Here is a 21,137-nt window from a genome sequence, read left to right as displayed (position 1 = left end):
AGCATGAGGACACGGCAACAGCCGCTTGCGAAGTCGTCATAGGGTCTTTTGGACGGGTAAACAAGAGAGTCATCTTTGGCGCACTTTATCCTGTGGATGCATCATCTTCGGACGCCGTTTCATCTTCGAAATCGGTATACGGAGAATGAAATCTTTCCAATCGCTTAAGCGGTAGGGGACAGCCGGCGATATATAAGGAACGCCGAAGCTTTTCAGCTTCACAAAATGGATAGAGAGCATCAGGAAAAAGAGGATCACCCCGTATAAGCCCAACAGAGTCGCACAAAACATGCCGGCAAAACGCAGCATTCTCAGAGCGATTCCCGCTTCATACATCGGGATGGCGAAGGAGGAGATCGCCGTGATCGCCACGACGATCACCTTCATCGGACTGACAATTCCCGCCCTTACAGCGGCTTCGCCAATCACCAGCCCGCCGACGAGCCCGACCGTTTGCCCCACCGGCCTGGGCAGGCGCAGTCCGGCTTCCCGTAAAACCTCAATCGCTACTTCCATCAGCAAAGCTTCAATAAAAGCGGGAAACGGAACTCCCTCCCGCGTTCCTGCGATCGAAATGGCCAGTTTGGTAGGAATTAATCCCTGATGAAAAGAAAGGAAAGCGATATAGAGGGACGGAAGGAACAGGGAAAAAAAGGCGGCTACAAATCGCATAAACCGGAGCAGTGTACTCGGAATCCAGCGCGAATAATAATCCTCCGGGGATTGCAAGAGCATAAAAAACGTGAGCGGAACAATAAGGACAAAAGGCGTCCCGTCCAGTAAGATGGCCACCTGCCCTTCCAGTAGGGAGCTCATGACACGGTCCGGGCGTTCCGTACTCTGGACTTGCGGAAACGGACTCACATAATTGTCTTCAATCAAATGCTCAATGTAACCGGATTCCGGTACATCATCGATGTCGATGCGCTCGATGCGGCTTTTTACCTCTTGAACCAGATCCGGGTTCGCAATTCCGTCCATATAAGCGATGACCAAATTTTTCTTCGTACGCCGCCCCACCTCATAAGGGACGATGGTCAACTCGGAAGCGGGAAGCCCGCGCCGTAAAAGTGATATATTGTCGACTAATGTTTCGTTAAAGCCGAGCCTTGGCCCGCGTACTAAAGATTCTGTAATCGGTTCTTCAACAGCGCGGGATTTCCAGGACTGTGTTCCCAAGATGAAAACCTCAGATATTCCGTCAATGAATAAGGCAGTAGATCCTTTCAATACTTCTCTCACTATACCTTTTAAGCTGTGAACTTCCTTTATTTTGCTGATAGGCAGAACATGATCTTTTAAAAAGTCCGTGATATTTTCGGGCAGTCGTTTCGCAGGATAGGACTCTGCAACATTAAGCGTGAGTGCTTTTATAATCTCTTTGTCGATCAGGTCGTGATCTGTCAACCCATCGATAAAAACCACCGCAGACTGAAGATCGGTGAATCCCAGTTTAAACTGCCGAAATACGACATCCGGATTGTGGCCGATCTCATTTTTGACGAGTTCAAGATTCGAGGTTAAATCACTCGTAAGTTCAACGGTCGGCATTTGGTTGGACACGGAAGTTTGTTCTATTTCGCCTGGAGAGGATTCCGCTTTTTCCTGTTTCCCGATCTTTTTTAATTTCCTGCGTTTAATCATCGACACTCTTCCTTTCAAGTGCCAAGCCAGTTAGCTATTCTTGCAATGCCATACGGGATGAGAAAAGCGAAAAGGGCTCCTGCGAAAACATCCCAATCAGGCAGGTAGGAAACGATCGCTTGCCACATATGAATCACCTGATGTTAATATGTGCATTTTGAAAAAATCTCATGCGAGAAAGATGGGGTTAAAATGAGAAATATAAGGAAACATCGTGATTTTGTTTACCTCTTATCCCTTGGATGGGATCTTTTTGACCGAGCTACGGGCTACCGTGTTCCGCTTGAATAACAAGACGGGTTAGGTTCGCTATATTCGCTGGTGGCATTGACGTCCACGATGGAAGACCCTCCAGCTTCCATACCTTGCCACGTTGCCGTTTTGGCTCAAGCCTCTCAGCGTCTTTGGCTTGTTGGATGTCATAACGTTTACCAAGCGTTCACATAAGTTAACCATACCGTCTAATCCTAGTCCCTATCCGCCTGACGCTGGCAGAACCGCCGTCCCCTCGCGGTTTCGACGGTAGCGTTAGCTACGGGATTCATTGTTGGCAGGCTCTCGACGGTTCGTTACCTTACCGCCGATCTGCCTAGGATACTACTGGTGGAACAGTAGGCTTCATCGCGATGTGAAGCAGTTATTCAAGCGACTTTCACGTCGCACAGAGGGAGCATCCGTAATGGCTGACTTAGTGAATACACCTCAAGTGATTCAAGGCTGGACAAGTGCATCTACGGAAAGGATGCTTGGTGCCAGTCTTGCTTTGTTTTATGAATGGCGGTGTTTAAAAGCGAATGGGGAAAAGCCTGTTACTTTGCGAAAAACATTATAAAAATGGGAGGTATCATTGAAGCCGACCAAAAAACAGATCTCCGTATTATTTTTCTCTCCTTGTAACAATAAAAGCTTAGCTTGTTCAATACGAATTTGGTTTAAATACTGTTTTGGACTTATTCCTGTTTTTTTCTTAAACAACCGATGTAGATGGTACGAACTAATTCCAATACGTTTGGACAATTTTTGGAGAGTCCAAGGTTTATCGTATTCATTTTCCAGAATGTTTTTCACTTCTTTAATTACTTCTTGATGGGGTTCATAACTGGACGGGTACAGATCAGGACGGCACCGTTTACAAGGCCTGTATCCTTTTAGAAATGCCTCCTCTATATGAAAAAAGAACTCTACATTCTCTTGTTTGGGTGTTTTGGATTTACATGAGGGATGGCAGAAAATTCCAGTTGTCTTTACTGCATAGTAAAAAGATCCGTCATACTTTCCATTACACTGAACAACTGCTTCCCACAACTTTTCACGTTGAATCTTCATTGCCTTCCTCCTTTTCCGTGTTATGTATTATTTTGATCCAATATTTTTTTGCCGCTTTATTGTATAGAAAATACACCCCACTCACTACTGCGGGAACCAAAATGTGTAAACCCAGAAAGGGACCGGAGAGACCAAGTACAATCAGGGAGATTAGACTGCTAATCCATGGTTTGGTGCTTCTGTTGTACAATTTAAGGGCAGCAGCCATGGAGAGGATATAAACACATATACCCAGGGAATTCGGGATAAACAGCAATTGGGTAAAGCGAACCTTTAAGAACGTGCTCAGGATAACCCCAAACCCGGCAAATATGACGACCAGCCAAACGACACGAGTTGGTGTCTCTGTTCGGGGATTTAAATAATAAAACCAAGAAGGAAAAGCCTGATCTCGACTTAATGCATAGCCGAGTTGAGCCAGACTGGCGACAAAAGCATTGACCGTACCCGTACATACAATCAAAGCCAGAATAGCGGTAATCAGTTGTGCCCCAAAACCCAAAGCACGATTGATCATGACTCCGATTGGGGATGAATCGCTTTCCAGATTTCCATATGTTCCACTTCCAATGGTAATAAAACTGAGAAGAAGAAACACTATACCGATAACCATAGCACTGATTAAAGCACTTCGTACTAAATCCTTCTCTGGATGTTTGAATCGGTCAGCCAGACTACAGATTGCTTCCCATCCGAAAAAGGACCAAAAAACCATAATAACAGCCGTTCCTACCGGATACCATCCTTTAGGAGCAAAAGGTTGGAAATGATCCCAGCGGACGTATGGCAATGTGACCACTATTGCAATACACAATAAGATGAGCAAAAGTATACTGAGCACCAAAGACATTTTTCCGCTTATCCGTATTCCAAAATGATTGGATAGACCTCCGATAAACAAAATGAAGCAGGCAATCAAAGCAATTTCAACAGCTGATAAGTCAAAGGTCGTTCCGATATAATTAGCGCCTGTCAAAGAAACTATCATCTGTCCGACCGCAGCCGTCAAAAAATAAAACCAGCCCACGAGATTTCCGACATGTTGCCCGAAAGCCATGCGAGTAAAAGTAGCTGCTCCTCCGGCATCGGGGTACGATCGGGATAAAGCGGCAAATGTATATGCCAAAGGGAAACTAAACAGGATCATAATCATCCAAGAGAAAATGGAGGCGGGGCCCGCTACAGTTGCCGTACTAGCTGATAAAAACAAGATCCCTGAACCAAGAATAGCCGTAATATATAAAGCGATAGCTTCAGGTAAATGAATGGAACGATTCATTTGTTTAACCTCCCATGTATCTAAATCCGACGGCTTTTTCGCTACCAGACTACCTGACCAAATCTTCCCAAGAACTTAACCACAGAGGAAAAAGAGGGATTACATTGATACTGCGGACAGCTTTAACCTTTTAAATATCACAATCAAATAAAAAGATCGTCTGTTTTTTTTGCGATGTAATTTGCAATGATATGATGAAATAATTGGTAAGAGGCCAAGTGGGAAAATGAAGTAATCGTTGCCGTAACTGAAGAAAAGTATAAGAGAAAATAACTGAATTTTCTGTATAAATACGAAATGACTTGAGTCTCTCTAAAGAGTGTCTCAAGTCATTTTTCAATCAATGGTTAGATGATGCCAAAATCGATGGATGTTCCTTCTAGCCCAATTATGCACAAGCTTTTTGGAGAAGGAGACTGTTTAACTGGTTGCCAGTTTGTATAGAGGGTCTAATTGTTGAAAGGTTTCTTCAATCCGTTTGATCACATCTTCCCCGCTGAGCGCGACAGCTTCCTCTCTCGGAATGAGAATTCCACACAGGAACTCCGCTTTTTTAACCTTTTCCAAACGGTCCAGCATTTTGGCCACATGATCCGGTTCCATCTCTTTTTTCATCGTGACATCCGGTTTTGTGTGGTCCTGGGATATATAGTAGGTGTCGGGGATCAAGGGCCATATTTCATCAAGTTGGGCGCGTAAATTTCGCGCAAATTGTGCTTTATGTTCACATTCATAAATGAGAGCAAACCAGACGAACAGGTGGAGATCCCGAATGCCAAATTGAAAATGGGGCAGCGATTTATAGCTGCGTTTGCTGGTTGACCAGGCAATCCACGTTTCTTCCGGGGGATTGACGGTACGACGGGCATGCTTGGCGATATGTACTGTTACCGGTTCCTGTACCTGCATGGTTAAAAAGGGGGCGATTTGTTCGCCAACGATTTCAAATTTGGGCCGAAGCCGTCTTTTGATCATATCCATTCGGGGCTCCAGACCATCAATATTAAATACTGTAAAATCTTCCTCTGTAAACTTAAGAGAAGACATACCATAACCACCGTCCAATCATTCAGGGTAAGCTTGCTCATATCTTACCACACGGGAAAGTGGGAACCAAAATTTCTATTAACTTATGTTTCGGAAAATTAAAACTTATATAGCAAGTACCGTTACCCTTAACGATGCTTGTGCGTAAACTATTTTCAAACATGGTTAAGGTTCGTTCAATACTTACCCTGTGAACAGGTTTAATTCGCTCCAGAAGGGGGCATGCTGTAGCCAAGCTTACAGTTGCCAAATGATGGCACAACATACCCGACTACCCGATTTGACTGAGAAAAGGGGTGCAGTGGTAAACCATGGAAGATGTTATTAAAGCCTACAAATGCCGCGATCCTGAAGAGCGCATACCCGTGCTCAGATTGGAACTGGACTACGAACTGGCCCTGCTTCATGAGGCCATGATGGAAAATAGCACTCACAAGATAGATCAATGTAAAGCGCGTCTGGAGGAATTGCGCAGAGAAATGTTAATGTTGGAAGCCCTCTAAACAATTCCGTATATTTAAGGAACAAAGGAAAAGATGTAAGATTTGTCGAAAGTGTAACCTGTGTCTGATAAAAAGATACAGGTTATATTATTTTTTTAAAACGAATCAGGCATACTGGCATGATTGGCTATATAAACCCTGGGATTCACACTTTTACATAAATAAAACTCGGGAGGCGGAATGATGGAGTGGAAACTGACCAGAGAACCGTTGGCATCACTGGCTGCTGACGCGATCATTGTATTTCACACAGAGGATCGTGAGTCTACTCAAGGATGTGCTCATGAAGTGAATCAAGCTCTCGAATACCGGATTTCCAGTTTGATTTCAGAAGGAGAGATCAGAGGTTCCCTCGGGGAAGTGACCATCCTGCACAACTGGGGCAAAATCCCCTCCAAACGGGTACTTGTCACCGGCCTGGGCAAGGAAGATAAAACAGATCTGCGCCGGCTGAAAAATGCTGTAGCAGAAGCGGCTAGAAAAGCACAGGCAGTGGGTATAAAACAATTAGGGATCGATTGTCCTTTTTATATGATAGAAAGATATAATTCGGTTGATGTGATCCAGGCAATTGTTGAGGGGGTTGAACTGGGAAGCTATCAACACCACTCATATAAATCAGATATAAAGAAAAAAGAAATGGAGGTGGTCTGGCTTTCTCTCGATGAGTTGCCTCAATCTGTCTTTGAGGCAGGGATCGAACGGGGGCAAGTGTTTGCCCGTGCCACTAATCTGGCCAGATTTTTGGCTCATGAACCCGGCAATTATCTCACTCCGGACAAGCTGGCTGAACAGGCTAAACAAATTGCTGAAAAGCGTGGATTATCCATTGATATTTTCACCAAAGACCGGCTGGCGGAGCATGGCATGAATGGCCTCTTAGCCGTCTCCCGAGGCAGTGCCAATCCGCCGCGGATGATCATACTATCCTATTACGGAGCACCCGACAGCAAGGAAGTTCTCGGTTTAGTGGGAAAAGGAGTTACTTTTGACAGCGGGGGTTTACAGATCAAACCGGGGGCCAAAATGGATACCATGAAAGGTGACATGGCAGGGGCGGCAGCCGTCCTTGGCGCGATGGATGCAATTGGAAAGCTAAAGCCCCATTGCAACGTGATCGCAATCATTCCGGCCTGTGAAAACTTGACGGGCAGTGACGCTTACCGTCCGGGAGATGTACTTCAGACCTACAGTGGCAAAACGGTTGAAGTGCATCATACGGATGCGGAGGGACGCATTGTGCTGGCTGACGCGATTTCCTATGCGAAGCGCCTTGGGGCCACTAAATTGGTCGATGTTGCCACTCTCACCGGTGCCGTTGTGGTGGCTCTCGGTTATGAAACGGCCGGTTTGATGACCAATGATGACGAATGGGGACATGAAGTGAAGACAGCGGCCCGGATTGCCGGTGAACGAGTCTGGGAGCTGCCGATGTATGATGAATATGAGGCATATGTAAAAAGTGAGATTGCCGATCTGAAGAATGATGCCGGCTCACCGGCAGGCGCCATCCAGGGCGGTATGTTCCTCAAACAGTTCGCCGAAGATACACCGTTGGTTCACCTGGATATCGCCGGGACAGCAAGCTCCGGCAAAAATAATGGCATCCACCCGAAAGGGGCAACGGGTTCAAGTGTAAGAACTCTGATACAATTAGCCATGCGCTTTGGATAAAACGGATCGGGCCAGTTGTGGAGGTTTTGCTTTTGGATGTACATGTAACCCCTGAAGCAAGAAAAGCATTGAGCAGCAGAAAGCCAGACCCGGAGGCTGTCTTGAGACTGGTGGCGATGGACGAAGGGTGCGGCTGCGGTGCTGATATTTTGTTTGAGATGAACTGGGATCAGGCACTGCCGACGGATCGCCGCTTCCCCGTGGGAGAGGGGCTGACCGTAGTGATGGACACCCACAGTCAAACTTACTTTTATCCGGAAGTATGGATTGAATACCAGCCCAACCAGGATACTTTTACCCTGAAAAACAAGAATCAAATTTTCCTCAACCATATTTTTATCTAAACAGGTGAAAAAAATGACAAAAGTGTTTGCCCACCGGGGCTTTTCTGCCATCGCACCGGAAAATACACTGGCAGCATTCCGGATGGCAATCGATGCCGGGGCGGATGGAATTGAATTGGATGTTCATATGACCCGGGACGGGGAGATTGTGGTCATCCATGATGAAAAGGTTGACCGTACAACGGATGGCACAGGTTGGGTGAAGGATTTTACCCTGCCGCAGATCAAGGAGCTGGATAGTGGAAATTGGTTTGCGGAAGCATATGCGGGGGAAAGGATTCCAACCCTTGCGGAAACACTGGAGCTGATCAAAGATACCGGGCTGCGGCTCAATATTGAGCTTAAAAATAATGTGTTCCGCTATCCGGGAATCGAAGAGAAGGTGGCTAAAGAGGTTGAACGGTTTGCCCTGCAGAAGCGGGTCATCATCTCCTCATTTAATCACTATAGTTTGCGTTACTTCAAACTGTACCGCCCTGATTGGCAACTGGGGGCCCTTTATGCGGCCGGCTTATATGAACCCTGGGTCTATGCAAAACATCTTGGCGTGTCCGCCATTCACCCCTTTTATCTGGCGGCGGCGGACGAAGTGATTGCCGGATGCCATACCCACGGCATTCAGGTCCGGCCCTATACCGTTGATGACCCTGGCGAAATGAGCAGGCTGATCGCTGCGAATGTGGATGCGATTATCACCAATGTACCGGATCGCTTGATGAAACTCATTCGCTCCGGAGAGTGAAGTTGCAGCAGATGAAATAGAAGTGGTATGATGAAACAAGGTCACTTTTGGCGCCCGGGAAAGGCGCTTTTTTCTGTTAACAGGAGGGAAAAAATTTGCAATTCGGATGCCATATCAGTGTAGGCAAAGGCTTTTACAAGGCAGCGGTCCGGGCCCGTGAGCTTGGGGCGGAATCATTTCAAGTTTTCACGAAAAGCCCTCGCAGTCTGAGGCCGAAAAAAATAGATTTTGCAGATGCGGACAGGGGAAGAGCCTTTTGTGAAGAACATGGTATTACATTGGTAACCCACACCCCTTACATCACCAATCTGTCAACACCGAAAGAAGATTTGCATGAAGTGACGATTCGCTCCATTAAAGAGGATTTACGCATTGCCGAAGCTTTTGGGGCAGTGGGGGCGGTGGTTCACTGCGGCAAGCATGTCGGTGAAGGTGAAGAATACGGAAGAAAACGGATGGTTGAGACGCTTAATCTGATCCTGTCCGATCATGAAGGAGATACAAGGCTGTTATTGGAAAATACGGCGGGACAGGGCAGCGAGCTGGGCTTGACCATCCAGGAGCTGGTAGAAATCCGCAATGCGACCGATTATCCTGAAAAGATCGGTTTTTGTTTCGATACCTGCCACGGATTTGCGGCGGGAGCCTGGTCTCAGGATACATTTGCCGACTTTATGCACGAAGCTGAATCCAGCGGATACTTGAGTGATCTGGTCGCCATTCATTTTAATGATAGTAAGGCTCCTTATAACAGCCGTAAAGACCGCCATGAGAAGATTGGAAAAGGGGAAATTGGGGCGGAAAGTTTATCGCTGTTTTTACGTGCCCCCCAATTGGAGGGATTGCCCGTGATTCTGGAAACCCCTGTTGATGATGAAAGAGAGTATGCAGAAGAAATTCAGTATCTGCATCAACTGCGTTCACACACAGGTCGGTAAAAAGAGGAGGAATTTGTTTGCTTGATGCCATTAAAGCCTGGCTGGACGGGCTTTCTCCGCTTGCCATTTATGTGATTATTTTAGTTTTGACAGGAATTATTTATAAAACTGCGTTTGCCCGCAAATTGCCGATCCTTAAAAGTTTGGTCGTCTATGTGGTTCTGGCATTGGGCTGTTTGCTGTTGGCACTGTTTCACTATATGGGTCTGCCGATTATTCCCGCTTTGTTTGCCACAGTCATTTTGATCATCATTACCAGAGTAAGACTCTATTACAGCAAGAGGAAACCATCCGGGCAACAGTGAGGAGGGTGTCTCATGGGGAAAACGTACTGGTTTGTTCCGTTTCAGCCGACTGATCCACCTGTCCTGGGCGGGAAGCACCTGGAATCGAGGGAAGAGGATTGCCGGGAATTGCTCCGCTTTCTGGCAAGGATTCATCCCCGCTTACTGATTCCTTTTAAAGCCTCTTTGCTTTTGCAAACAGAGGGGAAAGCGGAATGCAGCTTAACATTCTCTCTCCCCTCGCATAATGTGGTGCTGGACGGGAAGCCGTTCGCTCTTTCCCCCTGCGCAAAACAATGGCTTTCCCGCCTGATTCCTCCACCTGAAGCCCGGAAGATGCTGCAGGAAGCAGAGGAGTTCGAATTGTGGGACAGAGATCCGCTCTGCCGGCAGATTACCCGGTGGTGGCAGGCGGAATATTATGTACTGGCATTAATGAATGATCATAGGGGGGATTCGCTTGCAATTGACGGATGCTCTTTTTAATTGGTTGCAAATTCAAATTGTTTGGGAAGCAAGATCCAGCGATCGTTCAGCCCGCGATACGGTCCTGTTCTTTGAAGAGATACTGAGGGAAGATCACCAGGTGGAAAAGCTGGAAAAAAAGATCGATGGAGATCACTATGTGATCAAGTATGAACAGAACGGGTCGGCAAAATCGCAAACATACCCGCGGGAGGCGGCCGAAAAATTACTAAAAGATATTTTAGCGGAACCAAAGTACAATCAATCATTTGAATAAAGATTGGTCTCTTCGTGCAGTTCGGGCGTCTGGGCCGCACGTGCTTCAGCCGTTGGCGGATCTTCCTGTTGATGGCGCTGCCGCTTTAGAACTTGATTTTTAATGCGAACATAGCAGTCAGGACACAGCTGGATGCGGTGCGGATGCTTACGCAACTTTTTTTCAGTGAACTTATCCGGGATAAACGGTTGGTCGCATAAAATGCAAATCACTTTCATGTTGGAAACTTCCTTTGCCGTTGTTATGTACATGGATCAAAGAAAAGATGAACTGGACCATTTATTTCCATCTGCTTATCCTTTCCTTCCATATTGGTTAGTATACTATATCAGAGTGAGGATGGGGCAGTAAACTGAGGTAACGGAGCTATTCGTTTCTTCCCTTCTTTCTAAAAGTTTGCTCTAGCGCAAGTCAAAAAACCAACAAAGTGAGTTGAGATTGCCTCGCTTTGTTGGTTTTCAGCAGTTATTGGCGCGCGGGAGCGTTCGGGGATTGGTTCATTCGTTCTTGATTGATTTTGTTGGGAGCTTCCTCGCGCTGTTTTACTTCTTTAGATGGTTGGGGGGAGATGCGTGCGGCGATTTCCGCCAGCTCATCCATTATTCCACCCACCGGGCGTCCATTTCTCAAATCATCGTTCAACTCACGGATGCGTTGCACCAGATCGACATCAGCGGTGACCAGAGCGCGTGAGCCCTGCGGATCTTCCTGGAGGGCCTGTGCCACTGTGTACTTGATGGTACCTACACGTCCGCGGTCGAGAGCAGGGTCGACATCAATCCCTACAATCGTGTATCTTCCAAGCGAAATAGCTGTGGCATTACGGACTTGGGGTACGCTTACAGCAAGGTTGACCATTCGCTGGGCCACCGCTTGCGGGGATCTGTCAACAGGCTGATTGGGTGCCGTTTGCCGGACCCTTTGTGTGTAGGAGATCTGTTGCCCTGCCCGGGGGGCAGATTCGTTTGCCGGCGGCTTGTTTTCAGGCTGACAACCACACAATGCCAGCAGAAAAATATTTATCACCCCAAACCACTTTAATAAAGGTTTCATCCAAAGTCGTCCTTTCTTAGCGGTTTGTGTTTAGTTTGTCCTTGTGATAAAAAAGAATGTACTGATTTTGAAGAGCAAAAAAATCGGTTCGGTGTAGAATGAAGGCATCAGCCGATGGGGAGGGTCATTGATGAATGTTGAAACTTTTGTTTTAGGTCCCGTGATGACCAATGCTTATCTTGTATACGACAGGGAAAAAGGAAAGGGAATAGTGGTTGATCCGGGGATGGAACCTGCTTCGTTAGTGAATCGCATCAAAGAGCTGGAGTTGCAGATTGAGGCGGTCCTGTTAACTCACGCCCATTTTGATCATATTGGCGGTTTAGAGGAAGTGCGCAAGTTGAGTGGTTCGCCTGTTTATCTTCATCAAGCAGAAGCAAATTGGCTGGCAGATCCTGATCAGAACGGATCCGGCCTGTGGCCTGGTTTACCCGCCATTCGTTGCCGCCCCGCCGAACACGTGTTGCAGGGTGGCGAATCTCTCACTTTGTTAGAGGAAACCTTTCAAGTTCTGCACACTCCGGGGCATTCACCGGGAAGTGTTACATATGTATGGGGATCGGTGATTTTTAGCGGCGATGTTCTTTTTAAAGATTCGATTGGAAGGACGGATCTGCCGGGTGGTAACTATGACACACTCATGGATTCCATTCATCGGCATTTGATGGAGATGCCTGAAGAAACGCGTGTCTTGTGCGGGCACGGGCCGGAAACAACGATTGGCAGAGAGCAAGACAGAAACCCGTTTGTGACTGGCAGGATCTGAGCAGCAACAAAGCACAGGGAGCGGTCCCTGTGTTTTTATCTATTTGCGAAAGTTTTTACGGCGGGAATCCAAGCTTCCCATTCTGTGTTACAATGAACGGTAGATTTTGGACATCTTTTTTCAGTTTGGTTTATGAGTGCAACAAATGTTTCATAATTGTTGAGGAGATGTACTTTATTTTCCGGATAAGATGGAGGGGGATGTTGAAAACGATGAAACTGCGGAACGGGATCATTCTGCTTCTCATCTTTGGGGCAGTGATCATTACAATCTGGTTGAACTGGCCGGAGGAGAAGGGAATTGCCCGCTCTCAGAACCAGGGAAAACAGCAAGCCGCCCATTGTTTGGAGGGTAAAGGAGAGGTTCGGGCAGAAGAAGGGTTTTGTGCTCCCAATTTTACTCTGAATACTCTGGATGGCAAGAAGGCAGAGCTATATAAAAACAATGGAAAGCCTTCGGTCGTCAACTTCTGGGCTTCCTGGTGCGGGCCTTGCCAGCGGGAGATGCCTGAATTCCAGGAAGCATATGAACGGTATAAGGACAAAGTCAACTTCCTGATGGTCAATGAAACAGAAACGGAACAAGATGAAGAAGCTGTATATGATTACCTGCGGACAAATAACTATACGTTTCCTGTCTTGATGGATCGGGCAGATTCCGGGCGGAAAACAGTGGGGATGGATCAGTACGGAGTCCTGGGTGTCCCTATGACGTATGTTGTCGCTCCGGATGGAACGATTATGCAAATTCATCGCGGAGAGATGACCAAAGGCCAGATAGAAAAGATGTTAAAAGAGATTACAGAATAAAATCATCCGGGAAGTGAGGGGAGTTGGATGGAGAATGTCACATGGTGGCTGGCATTTGGAGCGGGGGTCCTCTCTTTTATCTCCCCATGTTGTTTGCCGCTCTATCCGTCATATCTTTCTTATATTACAGGGGTATCCGTCGCTCAGTTAAAAGAGTCGGAGCGGTCCCGTGAGGTGCAAAAGCTGACGTTGCTGCATACGCTTTTTTTCATCCTCGGTTTTTCCCTCGTTTTCTATGCTTTAGGGTTCACATTTAGCAAGCTGGGTCAGTTGTTTATCGAATACCGGGACATGATCCGTATGCTCGGTGGCATCTTGATTGCTGTAATGGGACTTTTTCTGATGGGGATCTTCCAGCCGCGGTTTCTGATGCGTGAGAAAAAATGGCAGGTGACGAAGAAGGGATTTAGCTATTTCGGATCTACATTGATCGGTATCGGGTTTGCTGCGGGTTGGACACCTTGTATCGGTCCTATCTTGCTGGCTGTCTTATCGCTGGTAACAGTGAACCCTGAATTGGGTTTTGCCTATATCACGGCTTATACACTCGGCTTCGCGATCCCCTTTTTCATCATGGCCTTTTTTGTGGGGCGGACCCGTTGGATTTTAAAATATTCGTCCCGGGTGATGAAAGTGGGAGGCGGGCTGATGGTGTTTTTCGGGATTTTGCTTTACACCAATCAGATGACGGCGATTATTAGCTGGTTCACCCAACTGACCGGGGGTTTTACAGGGTTTTAGCTGAAGTGGACGCCATTTCAGCTTTTTTTCTTGGATAGTGTGTGTAACTAAAAGGGAGGGCAGGATTTCTTCCTCGTTCCCGATCGGCACCAATCAGATGGCTTTCATCCCGGTGTTGTTAACTGCTCAATCGGTTACTGAAGAACGGACAATTTCTTTCTTTTTTGCTACAATCTTAGAGTAGGAACAGGTGGTGCTATGAACAAACAAACGAGATACTGGGTCCGGCGTATTCTTTTTTTTGTGATGGTCGTGATCATTGGTGTTGCTTTGTATCAGGCGATTCAGCAGGGAAAATCAGAAGTCCCGCAGGCAGGGGACAAAGCGCCTGACTTTCAATTGACCACTCTGGACGGAAAAGAGATGAAACTGAGCCAGTTAAGGGGCAAAGCGGTGATGCTTAATTTCTGGGGTACCTGGTGTAAGCCGTGCCGGACGGAAATGCCTGCCATGCAACAGATGTACGAAAAATATAAAGGCAGCGGGTTTGAAATCGTTGCTGTTAACATTGCCGAAACGGATGTGGCCGCAGCTTCGTTTGCCAGACAGTACAGTCTTACTTTTCCGATTTGGATGGACCGAAACCGGGATGTGGTGAACCTGTACGGCATTAAGCCGATTCCAAGTTCATTTTTTATCGATCCTCAGGGTGTGATCAGAAAGAAGATTGAAGGCCAACTCAATGTAAACCAGCTGGAGGTATATATCAATTCCGTCTTGCCACAGAAATAAAAAGGAGTGATTGATGTGGGAAAATATCAGGATATCGAAGCCGGCGAATTGAGCCGGACAGCCGACAAAGAGTTGAACCGCTATATCCTCGTCGATGTACGCACAGATGAAGAGTTTCGGGAAGGCCATATTCCCAATGCGATTCATATTCCGCACGACCAGATGGAGGAGCGTTTTGCCGAGCTTAATCCTTATAAGGAGCAAAACATCCTTCTGATTTGCCGCAGCGGCCGCCGCAGCGTGATGGCTGCGCATGTCCTGTCCAAAGAAGGCTTTTCCCATTTATATAACCTTAAAGGAGGAATGCTGGAATGGACAGGTCCGGTGACGAGCGAGTAGAAAAGAAAAAAATGCCCTGTGCCAGAACAGCTGATAGGATCGTGGAACTGATCGGGCAAACCCCTGTGGTTCGTCTGCGGAGACTGGTAGAGCCTTCCTGGTCCGATGTGTATGTAAAATTGGAAAAAATGAACCCGGGCGGCAGTGTGAAGGATCGTACCGCTTTCAACATGATTCGCTTTGCCGAAGCAAAAGGATACTTAAAGCCGGGTGCCACCATTATTGAGCCAACCAGTGGAAATACAGGGATCGGGCTTGCTCTGGTCGGTGCAGCCCGAGCCTATCGCACGATATTGGTGATGCCGGATACCATGAGTGAAGAGAGAATTAACATTTTAAAGGCATATGGAGCAGAAGTGGTTTTGTCACCGGGTGGGGAGCGGATGCCCGGGGCGATTCGCGTCGCCGAAAAGTTGATGGACGAGATCCCCAATTCTTTTATGCCGTATCAATTTAAAAATGAGGCCAATCCCGAAGTGCACCGCCTGACAACCGGACCGGAAATCCTCCGCCAGATGGAAGGGCAACTGGATGCGTTTGTGGCAACAGCGGGAACCGGAGGAACGATCACGGGAACGGGAGAATATTTACGTGAGCATCTCCCCGGACTGTTTATCGGTGTGGTTGAGCCTGAAAATTCTCCTGTCCTGGCAGGAGGAAAGCCGGGTTTCCATCAAATTCCTGGAACGAGCCCCGGATTTATCCCGCAGATCTTAAATCAAAACATCTATGACGAGATTTTTCATGTCAGCGATGAAGATGCGATAGAAACAACCCGCCGCTTGGCAAGACAGGAAGGGATTCTTGTCGGCCCGTCTTCCGGTGCCTCGGTCTGGGGGGCTCTGCAGGTGGCCAGACGATTGGGGCGGGGGAAAAAGGTGTTGTGTATCGCCCCGGATACCGGGGAGCGGTATTTAAGCACATCTGTTTTCTCTTAAGTGAAAGGAGCCCGGGCATGGCAAGGGACTTGCTGGATCACATCATAAACGAGATCAACCGGGAACCCGGCGGGGCGATCCCTTTCTCCCGCTATATGGAACTCGCTTTGTACCATCCTGAGTGGGGTTATTATAACCGGGAGCACCCCAAGCTGGGGCGGGACGGTGATTTTTTTACCAACGCCCATGTGGGTGATATTTTTGGGCAAGTGTTGAGCCGTTATTTTCTCAGCCTGCGTGACAACATGAGCCAAGCTGAACCCTGGGCGCTGGTGGAAATGGGAGCTGGAGACGGGCGTTTGACGGAACAGATGGTGCAGGGCCTGCTTGGGCAAGGTCAGGGTCCTGAGCAGCTGCACTTGTATGTAGTGGAAATCAGCCCTTATCATCGCAGGCTGCAACAGGAACGCCTCGCGAAATCCCCTTTTTTGATCCGCTGGGTGGAACACATCCGGGAGATCCCCGTTTATCCTTTTAGCGTGATCTATAGTAATGAACTGGTTGACGCTTTTCCTGTCCATCAGATAAAAAAAGAGAAGGGACAACTTTGTGAAGGGTACGTCGCATGGGACTCCTGCTCCGGCAAACTGGTTAAAAAGTGGGGACCTTTATCAACTGCCGGGATTTATGAATATCTCACGGCCTTCCATCTTGAACTGGCGGACGGGCAAACGATTGAGGTCAATCTTGCCGCACACCAATGGCTGCAAGAGGTTGCCACCTGGATGAAAAAAGGGTATCTTTGTACCATCGATTATGGCGGGAATACGGATGAATTGTTGCAGCGGCGGGACGGTACACTACGGTCCTACCGCAGGCATCAGTTGTTTTCAGATCCGCTTTCTCACCCCGGTGAGATGGATATCACCAGCCATGTGAATTTTGAAGCTTTACAAAAATGGGGGGAGAGATGGGGGCTTGCCACCCATTCCTGTCTGACGCAGTCCCGCTTTTTGCTGGAAGCGGGGATTCTTGATCTTTGGCCGCCGGACCCGGTCAGTGATCCGTTTGGACCGGCAGCAAAACGGAGCAGAGCCATCCGGCAATTGATTCACCCCCGGGCGATGGGTGAACAGTTTCTGGTACTGCTGCAGGGAAAAAATTAGCCTTCTGATTGAATTACACAAACGAAAGAGGAATGAAAACATGAAGATTCAACCAAAATTTCGCGGATTTATCTGTACAACGGCTCATCCGGCCGGTTGTGCCCAGCAAGTTCAACAACAGATTGAGTTTGTAAAAAAACAAAAGCCTCTTACCGGACCAAAAAAAGTCCTGGTGATCGGCGCTTCTACCGGCTATGGCCTGGCCTCCAGAATTACGGCTGCCTTTGGAGCCGGTGCAGATACCATCGGCGTTTTCTTTGAAAAACCGAGTTCCGGCAAGCGTACGGCTACAGCCGGCTGGTACAATACAGCCGAATTTGAAAAAGCAGCCACAGAAGCGGGCTATGTAGCGAAAAGCATCAATGGAGATGCATTCTCCAACGAGATTAAAGAAGAGACAATCCAGTTGATCAAAAAAGAATTGGGCCAGGTGGATTTAGTTGTTTACAGCCTTGCCGCACCCAAGCGGGTCCATCCGGTGACAGGAGAAGTGTTCTCCTCTGTGCTCAAGCCGATCGGTCAGCCTTATACCAATAAAACCGTCGATTTTCACACCGGAAAAGTATCTGAACTGACGCTGGAACCTGCCACTGACAAGGAAATCCTGCATACCGTTGCCGTGATGGGTGGCGAGGACTGGAAGATGTGGATGGATGCACTTGAGCAAGCCGGGGTTCTGGCTGAAGGAACGGTTACGATCGCATACTCCTATATCGGTCCGAAAATTACCCATCCGATTTATCGTGAGGGAACCGTAGGAAGAGCCAAAGACCATCTGGAAGCCACTGCCCGTGAATTGGATGCCCAGCTCAAGAAATCCGGCGGCCGTGCTTTCGTCTCTGTCAATAAAGCAGTGGTTACCCAATCCAGTTCGGCTATTCCGGTTGTCCCGTTATACATATCCCTGCTCTTTAAAACGATGAAAGAGAAGGGGCTTCATGAGGGATGCATTGAACAAATGTATCGCCTTTTCGCAGAGGAATTGTACTCCGGCGCTCCTGCAAACGTGGATGAAGAAGGCAGAATCCGCATCGATAACCTGGAAATGAGAGAAGATGTTCAGGAACAGGTATTGTCTTTGTGGAACCAGGTGGACAGCGATAATTTAAACGAGATTTCCGATCTTGAAGGCTATCGCAAAGATTTCTTCCAGTTATTTGGATTTGAGACAGAAGGTGTTGATTACGAAGCAGATGTTGACCCTGATGTTCAAATTCCCAGCATAACTGCAGAATAAGCATGCAAATGGCAGGGAGCCAGGGGTTATTACAGACCTTCGCTCCCTTTATTTTTCAAATAAAAAAGCCCCCTTTTTGCCGGGAGCTTGCTGTGAATCTGGCTGCTTTAATGCATCATGAAAGTGGAATACCACACCATTCCAACAAAAGAAACGAGCATATATCCGCCAAATAAGTACATATAGGTTCTCTCGGTCAAACGAAGGTAACCCAACAAAACGAACAAGAGGGTTTGCACCGCAAAGAGGGCGGCTGGAATATACATATGACCCGCTGCAAACATCAGTGCAATGACAAAAGTCCAGAATCCTAATACGCGAAACATGCGGTCCATGCGCCACACTCCTTCCTGTATGATGCCGGTCAAGCACCAACAAATATCTGCCATAGATCAAACACAGATTTATTATACCCTCCGCCTACATGTGTATCAAGCGATGGGGAGAGGATGTTCAAAATGCAGACACTTCTTGTGGATCAGCAAAATGGAATCGGCTGGATACGTTTTAACCGTCCGGAAGTCAGAAATGCAGTAAATCTGCAAATGATCGAAGAACTGGAACTGATTATTGATCAATGGTCGCGTGATGAAAAAATAAAGGTGATTGTGTTTAAAGGGGATGAACGTGCTTTTGTATCCGGGGGAGATGTGGAGGAGTTTCATCAACTCACCAGCAAACAGGAGATTTATCCGGTGATGGAAAGGATGGGCAGACTGCTGGAACAAGTATACCAGTTGGATCAAATCACAGTTGCCGCCGTAGAAGGGGCAGCAGTGGGGGGCGGCTGTGAAATTGCGGCCAGTTGTGATTTTTGTCTTGCTTCAGACAGGGCGAAATTTGGAATGATACAGGTAAAGCTGGGAATCACGACGGGATGGGGCGGAGCCGGCCGCTTATTGCACAAAATCGGGACCAGCCGCGGATTGGAACTGCTCCTGACCGGGGATCGCATCACTGCTCAGCAGGCAAAAGAACTCCAATTGGCAGACAAACTTATTTCATACGAAAATTTTGAGGCAGAGGTTGCAACTTTTGCCAAACGTCTAGCAGATGCACCGGCCAAAGTGATGAAAACATATAAACACATTGCACGCCAGGTGGAGCGCGGAGTGCCTTCATCAGCCCTTTATCCTGTGGAAGCCGAAAGCTGCTCCGAATGCTGGGAAACGGAAGAGCACCGGCAGGCCGTCGAATCTTTTTTAAGCCGGACCCGGGGCCGGGATACTAGGTAGAGTCGGAAAAAAGCGAGATAAAAGGCCCTTTAACAGGGGCTTTTTTTTGTTAAGTGACCATAAAAAAGTGAGGTATACTTCCACTTCCTGTTGGTAATAAAATTTAGTAGAACCATATACTATCACTTATATCATTTGCATACAGTAAAGTACGGAATGTTATTAGACGATGTATGCTAGCAGAAGGATAGGAGGTACCAGCATGGCCGTAAAACGCCAGGATGCTTGGACAGATGAGGATGATATGATATTGGCTGAAGTTACTCTGCGCCATATTCGCGATGGAAGCACTCAACTGTCCGCATTTGAAGAAGTAGCTGAAAAACTGGGAAGAACTCCCGCCGCCTGCGGTTTTCGCTGGAATAGTTCGGTGCGGAAAAAATATGAAGCGGCTATTCAAATTGCCAAATCGCAGAGGCAGAAAAAGAGTCAAGAGAGAGGCAGAATCTCTGCTTATCGCTCCTTTCAAGAAGATTTTTCCTCAACGAATGACTCTGTCTATTCACTGGATAATATCATTCGCTTTTTAAGACAACATAAAAACGAAGTAAATGAACTTCGCAAACAACAAAAGCAGATGGAGAAAGAATTGGAAGAGCGGGAAGTCCACATGAAAAAGCTGGAGCGCGAAAATATGGAGATGAAAAATCAGCTGAATCATGTGCAGAGTGATTACCGCCTGGTGAACGATGACTATCGGACACTTGTGCAAATTATGGAGCGAGCCCGCAAAATGGCTCTGCTGGATGAAGAGGATTCAACCGGCAAAACAAAATTCCGCATGGAAGAGAACGGGAATTTGGAAAGAGTGGACAAATGAGCAGTTCCCTTAAAATGACAGGAGCTTCTTGTTTTAATGAGCCTTTAAATGATCCTCTGTCTGCTCTAGAAATTCTCTAAACGGAAAACTGGGCAAACCTGCATTTATCTGCCCCGTTGAAACGAGAAGTTTCCCGCTTCACAACGATAACTTCTTAGTTGTAATGAGACCCACCGTCCTGAAGAAAGTGGGTCTTTTTCTGTGCGTGAGATGTTGTTGTCACAGACCGGCAAAAATAATCTTCGGGAATCATTCCTTTAATCCGACACCGGGAGGCAGCCAGACATAGGGGCTTTCGCCGCGGTCTCTCTGAGGGTCATAGCGAACAGGTTGAAAGCCCATTTTGATCCAAAAAGGATCAGACCGGTGACGGGCGTTGGTTTTGACAGGCAGTGACAAGCTTTTGGCGTAGGAAACAAGAGCGCCTCCCAGCCCCTGATTCCGGTATTGAGGCAACACTTCCAACTTCCAAATTTCATAATAATCCTGTGCAGGAGAAAAATAGCGGTCATATTTGGCATCGATCCGGTACAGGCTGATGCGGGCAACCAGATTTCCGTCCCGGTAAATGCCATAAAAGGGGGAGTTACTGTCGTTTTCCACCATATTAGCTTCCAGGTCTTCCAGCATAGAAAGCTCAGGCAGTCCATATTCGTGGAATTTTTGGAATTCCTCTAATGTCTTATAATTAATTTTTAATCTTTCGACTTTAGGCCTTTGCATGGGCAAGTCCCCCTGTCCCTCATTTAGTCATGATTTGATCTTATTTTATCATAATTAAAACTGAGCAGGATAAAAATGTGGGCCTGTCGAACCAGTTGAAATAGATCTCTACTTT

The 21,137-nt window shown here is 47.3% G+C and carries 26 protein-coding genes; 18 read left to right on the top strand and 8 right to left on the bottom strand.

Going from position 1 to position 21,137, the window contains the following annotated elements; translation table 11 throughout:
* Nucleotides 1-69: 69 nt before the first annotated feature.
* The 4 genes from I8U27_RS05055 to I8U27_RS05040 form a co-directional block, all read right to left on the bottom strand.
* Nucleotides 70-1,644 carry a spore germination protein gene (locus I8U27_RS05055; RefSeq protein WP_181751533.1) on the bottom strand — a complete coding sequence of 525 codons (1,575 nt, stop codon included), beginning with the start codon at nt 1,642-1,644 and terminating at the stop codon, nt 70-72.
* Nucleotides 1,645-2,412: 768 nt separating this feature from the next.
* Nucleotides 2,413-2,970, bottom strand: a complete 558-nt coding sequence (locus I8U27_RS05050) for a bifunctional transcriptional activator/DNA repair enzyme AdaA (RefSeq protein ID WP_181751532.1) — start codon at nt 2,968-2,970, stop codon at nt 2,413-2,415.
* Nucleotides 2,954-4,249, bottom strand: a complete 1,296-nt coding sequence (locus I8U27_RS05045; RefSeq protein WP_181751531.1) for an APC family permease — start codon at nt 4,247-4,249, stop codon at nt 2,954-2,956. Before I8U27_RS05045 ends, I8U27_RS05050 begins: the two co-directional genes overlap by 17 nt.
* A gap of 420 nt (nt 4,250-4,669) precedes the next feature.
* Nucleotides 4,670-5,296, bottom strand: coding sequence for a YktB family protein (locus tag I8U27_RS05040; RefSeq protein WP_181751530.1), 627 nt, complete (start codon nt 5,294-5,296; stop codon nt 4,670-4,672).
* 311 nt (nt 5,297-5,607) lie between these two features.
* Between I8U27_RS05040 and I8U27_RS05035 the strand changes: the two genes are divergently transcribed.
* The 8 genes from I8U27_RS05035 to I8U27_RS05000 all read left to right on the top strand — a co-directional run bounded on the left by I8U27_RS05035 (nt 5,608) and on the right by I8U27_RS05000 (nt 10,523).
* Nucleotides 5,608-5,799, top strand: a complete 192-nt coding sequence (locus I8U27_RS05035) for a hypothetical protein (RefSeq protein WP_181751529.1) — start codon at nt 5,608-5,610, stop codon at nt 5,797-5,799.
* Between the two features lie 183 nt (nt 5,800-5,982).
* Nucleotides 5,983-7,473: a leucyl aminopeptidase gene (locus I8U27_RS05030; RefSeq protein WP_181751528.1), complete on the top strand. Its 1,491-nt coding sequence runs from the start codon at nt 5,983-5,985 to the stop codon at nt 7,471-7,473.
* 32 nt (nt 7,474-7,505) lie between these two features.
* Nucleotides 7,506-7,817, top strand: coding sequence for an iron-sulfur cluster biosynthesis family protein (locus I8U27_RS05025; protein ID WP_181751527.1), 312 nt, complete (start codon nt 7,506-7,508; stop codon nt 7,815-7,817).
* 13 nt (nt 7,818-7,830) lie between these two features.
* On the top strand, nt 7,831-8,559 hold the full coding sequence (locus tag I8U27_RS05020; protein ID WP_181751526.1) for a glycerophosphodiester phosphodiesterase: 729 nt from the start codon (nt 7,831-7,833) through the stop codon (nt 8,557-8,559).
* Between the two features lie 95 nt (nt 8,560-8,654).
* The gene (locus I8U27_RS05015) at nt 8,655-9,497 is read left to right on the top strand and encodes a deoxyribonuclease IV (protein WP_181751525.1); all 843 of its coding nucleotides are present in this window, start codon (nt 8,655-8,657) and stop codon (nt 9,495-9,497) included.
* Between the two features lie 17 nt (nt 9,498-9,514).
* Complete coding sequence (locus tag I8U27_RS05010) at nt 9,515-9,802, top strand: YlaH-like family protein (protein ID WP_232345254.1); 288 nt, start codon at nt 9,515-9,517, stop codon at nt 9,800-9,802.
* Nucleotides 9,803-9,814: 12 nt separating this feature from the next.
* Nucleotides 9,815-10,267: a hypothetical protein gene (locus I8U27_RS05005; protein ID WP_181751524.1), complete on the top strand. Its 453-nt coding sequence runs from the start codon at nt 9,815-9,817 to the stop codon at nt 10,265-10,267.
* The gene (locus I8U27_RS05000; protein ID WP_181751523.1) at nt 10,242-10,523 is read left to right on the top strand and encodes a hypothetical protein; all 282 of its coding nucleotides are present in this window, start codon (nt 10,242-10,244) and stop codon (nt 10,521-10,523) included. The genes I8U27_RS05005 and I8U27_RS05000 overlap by 26 nt, the downstream gene beginning before the upstream one ends.
* On the opposite strand, the gene I8U27_RS04995 is transcribed toward I8U27_RS05000, so the two are convergent.
* Together I8U27_RS04995 and I8U27_RS04990 are read right to left on the bottom strand one after the other, a co-directional pair.
* On the bottom strand, nt 10,508-10,741 hold the full coding sequence (locus I8U27_RS04995; protein WP_181751522.1) for a DUF2197 domain-containing protein: 234 nt from the start codon (nt 10,739-10,741) through the stop codon (nt 10,508-10,510). The two genes, I8U27_RS05000 and I8U27_RS04995, sit on opposite strands and share 16 nt — an antisense overlap.
* A 247-nt stretch (nt 10,742-10,988) precedes the next feature.
* Nucleotides 10,989-11,576 carry a YhcN/YlaJ family sporulation lipoprotein gene (locus tag I8U27_RS04990; protein ID WP_181751521.1) on the bottom strand — a complete coding sequence of 196 codons (588 nt, stop codon included), beginning with the start codon at nt 11,574-11,576 and terminating at the stop codon, nt 10,989-10,991.
* 130 nt (nt 11,577-11,706) lie between these two features.
* Between I8U27_RS04990 and I8U27_RS04985 the strand changes: the two genes are divergently transcribed.
* The 8 genes from I8U27_RS04985 to fabV all read left to right on the top strand — a co-directional run bounded on the left by I8U27_RS04985 (nt 11,707) and on the right by fabV (nt 18,244).
* Nucleotides 11,707-12,342 carry an MBL fold metallo-hydrolase gene (locus tag I8U27_RS04985; protein WP_181751520.1) on the top strand — a complete coding sequence of 212 codons (636 nt, stop codon included), beginning with the start codon at nt 11,707-11,709 and terminating at the stop codon, nt 12,340-12,342.
* 212 nt (nt 12,343-12,554) lie between these two features.
* The gene (locus tag I8U27_RS04980; protein ID WP_181751519.1) at nt 12,555-13,151 is read left to right on the top strand and encodes a TlpA family protein disulfide reductase; all 597 of its coding nucleotides are present in this window, start codon (nt 12,555-12,557) and stop codon (nt 13,149-13,151) included.
* Between the two features lie 27 nt (nt 13,152-13,178).
* Nucleotides 13,179-13,892 carry a cytochrome c biogenesis CcdA family protein gene (locus I8U27_RS04975; protein WP_181751518.1) on the top strand — a complete coding sequence of 238 codons (714 nt, stop codon included), beginning with the start codon at nt 13,179-13,181 and terminating at the stop codon, nt 13,890-13,892.
* Between the two features lie 198 nt (nt 13,893-14,090).
* Nucleotides 14,091-14,624, top strand: a complete 534-nt coding sequence (gene resA, locus I8U27_RS04970) for a thiol-disulfide oxidoreductase ResA (protein WP_181751517.1) — start codon at nt 14,091-14,093, stop codon at nt 14,622-14,624.
* 15 nt (nt 14,625-14,639) lie between these two features.
* Complete coding sequence (locus I8U27_RS04965; protein WP_181751516.1) at nt 14,640-14,963, top strand: rhodanese-like domain-containing protein; 324 nt, start codon at nt 14,640-14,642, stop codon at nt 14,961-14,963.
* Nucleotides 14,964-14,974: 11 nt separating this feature from the next.
* The gene (cysK, locus tag I8U27_RS04960; protein ID WP_232345262.1) at nt 14,975-15,901 is read left to right on the top strand and encodes a cysteine synthase A; all 927 of its coding nucleotides are present in this window, start codon (nt 14,975-14,977) and stop codon (nt 15,899-15,901) included.
* Nucleotides 15,902-15,918: 17 nt separating this feature from the next.
* A complete protein-coding gene (locus tag I8U27_RS04955) occupies nt 15,919-17,007 on the top strand; it encodes a class I SAM-dependent methyltransferase (protein WP_181751514.1) in 1,089 nt (362 codons plus the stop codon).
* A 40-nt stretch (nt 17,008-17,047) separates the two neighbouring features.
* The gene (gene fabV / locus I8U27_RS04950; RefSeq protein WP_181751513.1) at nt 17,048-18,244 is read left to right on the top strand and encodes an enoyl-ACP reductase FabV; all 1,197 of its coding nucleotides are present in this window, start codon (nt 17,048-17,050) and stop codon (nt 18,242-18,244) included.
* 107 nt (nt 18,245-18,351) lie between these two features.
* Here the strand turns inward: fabV and I8U27_RS04945 are convergent, their stop codons facing one another.
* Entirely contained in the window at nt 18,352-18,579 is a 228-nt protein-coding gene (locus I8U27_RS04945) for a DUF2626 family protein (protein WP_181751512.1), read from the bottom strand.
* Between the two features lie 123 nt (nt 18,580-18,702).
* On the opposite strand from I8U27_RS04945, the gene I8U27_RS04940 reads away from it, so the two are divergent.
* Together I8U27_RS04940 and I8U27_RS04935 are read left to right on the top strand one after the other, a co-directional pair.
* Nucleotides 18,703-19,479: an enoyl-CoA hydratase/isomerase family protein gene (locus tag I8U27_RS04940; RefSeq protein WP_181751511.1), complete on the top strand. Its 777-nt coding sequence runs from the start codon at nt 18,703-18,705 to the stop codon at nt 19,477-19,479.
* Nucleotides 19,480-19,681: 202 nt separating this feature from the next.
* Nucleotides 19,682-20,299 carry an RsfA family transcriptional regulator gene (locus tag I8U27_RS04935; protein ID WP_181751510.1) on the top strand — a complete coding sequence of 206 codons (618 nt, stop codon included), beginning with the start codon at nt 19,682-19,684 and terminating at the stop codon, nt 20,297-20,299.
* Between the two features lie 249 nt (nt 20,300-20,548).
* On the opposite strand, the gene I8U27_RS04930 is transcribed toward I8U27_RS04935, so the two are convergent.
* Nucleotides 20,549-21,022, bottom strand: a complete 474-nt coding sequence (locus I8U27_RS04930) for an N-acetyltransferase (protein ID WP_181751509.1) — start codon at nt 21,020-21,022, stop codon at nt 20,549-20,551.
* Nucleotides 21,023-21,137 lie beyond the last annotated feature (115 nt).

The sequence above is a fragment of the Paenactinomyces guangxiensis genome (genome assembly GCF_016055185.1).
Classification (GTDB): domain Bacteria; phylum Bacillota; class Bacilli; order Thermoactinomycetales; family Thermoactinomycetaceae; genus Paenactinomyces; species Paenactinomyces guangxiensis.
The sequence above is the reverse complement of the archived record's forward strand: the minus strand, read 5'-3'. Positions and strand labels throughout refer to the sequence as shown.